The sequence below is a fragment of the Iningainema tapete BLCC-T55 genome (assembly GCF_014698965.1).
Classification (GTDB): Bacteria; Cyanobacteriota; Cyanobacteriia; order Cyanobacteriales; family Nostocaceae; genus Iningainema; species Iningainema tapete.
Genome location: NZ_JACXAE010000025.1, coordinates 192,484 through 193,996, shown reverse-complemented (window position 1 = coordinate 193,996; position 1,513 = coordinate 192,484). Strand labels below are relative to the sequence as shown.

Annotated in this window: 1 rRNA gene; it reads left to right on the top strand. The window is 54.0% G+C overall.

Annotation, left to right across the window (positions count from 1 at the left end):
• The first annotated feature begins 8 nt into the window (after positions 1-8).
• Positions 9-1,496, top strand: a 16S ribosomal RNA gene (locus ICL16_RS05685).
• Positions 1,497-1,513 lie beyond the last annotated feature (17 nt).

Genomic DNA, 1,513 nt, shown 5'->3' with positions numbered 1-1,513 from the left:
CCAGAATCAAAACGGAGAGTTTGATCCTGGCTCAGGATGAACGCTGGCGGTATGCTTAACACATGCAAGTCGAACGGACTCTTCGGAGTTAGTGGCGGACGGGTGAGTAACGCGTGAGAATCTGGCTTCAGGTCGGGGACAACAGTGGGAAACCGCTGCTAATACCGGATGTGCCAATATGGTGAAAGATTAATTGCCTGAAGATGAGCTCGCGTCTGATTAGCTAGTTGGTGTGGTAAGAGCGCACCAAGGCGACGATCAGTAGCTGGTCTGAGAGGATGATCAGCCACACTGGAACTGAGACACGGTCCAGACTCCTACGGGAGGCAGCAGTGGGGAATTTTCCGCAATGGGCGAAAGCCTGACGGAGCAATACCGCGTGAGGGAGGAAGGCTCTTGGGTTGTAAACCTCTTTTCTCAAGGAATAAGTACTGAAGGTACTTGAGGAATCAGCATCGGCTAACTCCGTGCCAGCAGCCGCGGTAATACGGAGGATGCAAGCGTTATCCGGAATGATTGGGCGTAAAGGGTCCGCAGGTGGCATTGAAAGTCTGCTGTCAAAGAGTGCAGCTCAACTGCATAAAGGCAGTGGAAACTACAAAGCTAGAGTACGTTAGGGGCAGAGGGAATTCCTGGTGTAGCGGTGAAATGCGTAGAGATCAGGAAGAACACCGGTGGCGAAAGCGCTCTGCTAGGACTGTACTGACACTGAGGGACGAAAGCTAGGGGAGCGAATGGGATTAGATACCCCAGTAGTCCTAGCCGTAAACGATGGATACTAGGCGTTGCGCGTATCGACCCGCGCAGTGCCGGAGCTAACGCGTTAAGTATCCCGCCTGGGGAGTACGCAGGCAACTGTGAAACTCAAAGGAATTGACGGGGGCCCGCACAAGCGGTGGAGTATGTGGTTTAATTCGATGCAACGCGAAGAACCTTACCAGGACTTGACATGTCCGGAATCTCAGGGAAACTTGAGAGTGCCTTCGGGAGCCGGAGCACAGGTGGTGCATGGCTGTCGTCAGCTCGTGTCGTGAGATGTTGGGTTAAGTCCCGCAACGAGCGCAACCCTCGTTCTTAGTTGCCAGCATTTCGGATGGGCACTCTAAGGAGACTGCCGGTGACAAACCGGAGGAAGGTGGGGATGACGTCAAGTCAGCATGCCCCTTACGTCCTGGGCTACACACGTACTACAATGCTGTGGACAATGGGCAGCAAGCAGGCAACTGCAAGCAAATCTCACAAACCATGGCTCAGTTCAGATCGAAGGCTGCAACTCGCCTTCGTGAAGGTGGAATCGCTAGTAATTGCAGGTCAGCATACTGCAGTGAATTCGTTCCCGGGCCTTGTACACACCGCCCGTCACACCATGGAAGCTGGTAGTGCCCGAAGTCGTTACCCTAACTGAAAAGAAGGGGACGCCGAAGGCAGGACTGGTGACTGGGGTGAAGTCGTAACAAGGTAGCCGTACCGGAAGGTGTGGCTGGATCACCTCCTTTACAGGGAGACCAACCTC